The organism is Desulfurella sp. (assembly GCF_049977265.1).
Classification (GTDB): domain Bacteria; phylum Campylobacterota_A; class Desulfurellia; order Desulfurellales; family Desulfurellaceae; genus Desulfurella.
The window spans coordinates 1-3,037 of sequence record NZ_JBMFGQ010000078.1; the positions used below are offsets into that span (position 1 = coordinate 1).

3 protein-coding genes are annotated in these 3,037 nt (G+C 32.4%); all 3 read left to right on the top strand.

All coding sequences use genetic code 11. The features are described from left to right. The coding region (locus ACP5FO_RS08635) for a DHA2 family efflux MFS transporter permease subunit (RefSeq protein WP_428157405.1) at positions 1-1,303 on the top strand (1,303 nt) is incomplete at its 5' end. Positions 1,304-1,315: 12 nt separating this feature from the next. Next, entirely contained in the window at positions 1,316-1,957 is a 642-nt protein-coding gene (locus tag ACP5FO_RS08640; protein ID WP_428110528.1) for an AAA family ATPase, read from the top strand. Continuing rightward, positions 1,954-2,913: a 2-hydroxyacid dehydrogenase gene (locus ACP5FO_RS08645; RefSeq protein WP_428110531.1), complete on the top strand. Its 960-nt coding sequence runs from the start codon at positions 1,954-1,956 to the stop codon at positions 2,911-2,913. Before ACP5FO_RS08640 ends, ACP5FO_RS08645 begins: the two co-directional genes overlap by 4 nt. Positions 2,914-3,037 lie beyond the last annotated feature (124 nt).

Below are 3,037 nucleotides of genomic sequence, written 5' to 3' on the forward strand. Positions count from 1 at the left end.
GAATTTTTATATGTTTGGTATAGCTTTGTTTACATTGGGTTCTGCGCTTTGCGGCATTGCATGGAATTTGTATGCCATTGTTATTTTTAGAATAATACAAGGAATAGGTGGAGGCGTTTTAATACCAATTGCTCAGGCAATTTTAAGGGAAGTCTTCCCAAAAGAAGAGCAAGGTATGGCAATGGGCATATATGGTATGGGTGTTGTTATGGGCCCAGCTATTGGACCTACTCTTGGTGGATGGCTAATAGATAGGTATAGCTGGCCATGGATATTTTACATAAACTTACCTATAGGTATAGTGGCTTTAATTATGGTAAATATTTTTATAGAAGATCCTGATTTTTTAATAAGAGAAAAAAGCAAGATAGATTTTTTAGGTTTAATTTTTATGGCTATTGGGTTTGGTGCTTTGCAGATATTTCTTGCAGACGGTGAAAACAAAGACTGGTTTACATCCCAGTATATCACAAATCTTGCAATTATTGCAGGCGCAGGTATAATATTTTTTGTAATAAGAGAGTTAACAATAAAAAAACCTGCTGTGAATTTGCGTATTTTAAAAAATATAAACTTTACCCTAGGTACATTGCTTGGCGGTGTTCTTGGTATGGGACTTTTTGCAAGTTTGTTTGTTTTGCCGGTTTTTTTGCAAAATTTGCTTGGATATACTGCATTTGATGCTGGAGTTGCAATGGTTCCAAGAAGTCTGGCAATGGCTTTGATGATGCCAATTGGGGGTAAATTGTTCAATAAACTTGGGCCAAAAATCCTTGTTAGTTTTGGTTTAATACTTGTTATTATTTCCTTTTTTCAATTTGCAAACCTCAATTTAAATGCAAGCTTTTGGGATATATTTATACCACAATTTTTACAGGGCAGCGGTTTTGGTTTTATATTCGTATCTGTTAGCACTTCTGCATTAATTACAATTGAAAAAAGTGATTTAACATTTGCCACAAGTATTTACAATGTGTTTAGGCTTATTACTGGTAGTATTGGTGTTGCACTTGCTGCTACATATGTTGATAGAGGAACAAATGCCTATTACTCGGTTTTAACTCAAAATGTTTCTATGTTCAGTAGAAATACTTTAGAATATATAGCAAGATTAGACCAGGTTCTTGGCATACCATTTCAACTGCCAGACTTAAAGATAAAAGAAATGTTAAATGAAACAATTATGCAACAGGCTATGATGCTTTCCTACAATCATGTGTATTTGCTTATTATGTTTATATTTGTTTTGTCCTTGCCACTTGCTTTTTTCTTAAAAGGTTTTAAAGATATCAAAGGTGATTAGTCAGGGGGATTAATGGAAAATATTGTAATTACAATCACAAGACAAATAGGATCTGGTGGTTATGATCTTGCAAAAGCTATTTCAGAAGAGTTTGGTTTTAAATTAATTGATAGAGAGTTAGTTGTGCATGCTGCAAAAATTTTAAAAACAGATGTAGCCTATTTAGATAAAAAAGAAGAAAAAACCTCAAGTTTGCTTGAAAAAATTTTAAGTGTTTTTTCTATTGGTACACCCGAAATTGGATCGTTGGCAGGTTCTTTTTACCCAACTGACGCAGAGATATTTGAGGTACAAAAAACAGTGCTTGAAAGCTTTGCGCAAAATCATGATATTGTTGCCTTAGGTAGAGCTTCTTTTTTTGTATTTAAAGACCATCCAAAACATTTATCAGTTTTTTTAAAAGCAGATTTGGATTATAGAGTCAAAAACGTAGCAAAAGAATTCAATATGGATGAAAAAGAAGCGTTGGAACTTGTAAACAAAACAGACAAAAATCGAAACGAATATATTAAAAAAATGACAGACATAAATCGATTTGATTTAAGAAATTACAGTATTGTAATTGATATGTCTTATGTTAATTTCGATTTAGCAAAAAATTTTATTTTTAGTGTTATTAATGATAAATTTTTTAAAAACGGTGGTGCCCAATGAAGAAAACAAAAGTATTTGTTGCCGGTATACACTTTGTGGGTATGCAAAATTTTATTAGCGAATGCACTCATGAATTAGAGTTTGAATTTATACCAGAAAGTGCGCTTGAATATAGGATACACGAATGCGATGTGCTAATACCTGCGATGTCAAAAATTGACGCAAATTTAATTGAAAAAGCACGAAATTTAAAGCTTATACATCAGTGGGGTGCAGGGCTAGACGGCGTAGATATTGAATCAGCAAGTAAAAAAGGTATATATGTAGCTAATGTTCCTACTGCCAATACCGGTAATGCCGAATCTGTTGCCGAATGGGCCATAATGTCAGCAATCGCATTATCTAGAGGTTTTCCAAATATTCAAAATAATGTTTACAATGCAGTAGGCTGGGGATGTCCTGTGGGTACAAGTCTAATAGGTAAAAAAGCCTTAATTGTTGGTTTTGGAGGCATTGGAAGGTCTATTGCTACAAGGCTAAAACCTTTTGGTGTACACATTTATGCAATTAAACAAAATATTGATGCCAATTTAGCACTGCAATACCGACTAGATGCTATTGATAAACTTAGTAAACTTGAACAGTACTTAGAAATTGTTGACTATGTGTTTTTGGCTTTACCACTAAATGATTCTACAAGAGAGTTAATAAATTCTCAAAATATTTTTAAGATAAAGAAAGGCGCGTTTTTAATTAACCCTTCAAGGGGAGCTATTGTTGAAAAAAAAGCATTAATTGATGCACTTAATAAAAATCATTTAGGTGGAGTTGCTTTGGATGTTTTTTGGAAAGAGCCACCAGAAAAAGAAGAATTTTTTGATATGAAAAATGTTATTGTAACTCCTCATATTGCAGGTGTTACAGATGTTTCTTACAAAGCAATAGCTTTTTATGTGTGCGAAAATATAAAAAGAGTATCTGAAGGCAAAAAGCCACTTAATTGTGTAAATTGCTAAATTTTGATAAATTGGCAAAATTTTAATCGAGTGTTAAATTTAGTAAATTAAATATATGAAGTTTACTATGAAGATCAGTTTGTATGAAAAAGTAGTAATAGTTTTTGGTATGATAAGAAGCAGC

What these genes read in the sequence shown, in the direction of transcription:
- ACP5FO_RS08640 (WP_428110528.1), top strand. Translation starts at nt 1,316, where the DNA reads ATGGAAAATATTGTAATTACAATCACAAGACAAATAGGATCTGGTGGT.
- ACP5FO_RS08645 (WP_428110531.1), top strand. Translation starts at nt 1,954, where the DNA reads ATGAAGAAAACAAAAGTATTTGTTGCCGGTATACACTTTGTGGGTATG.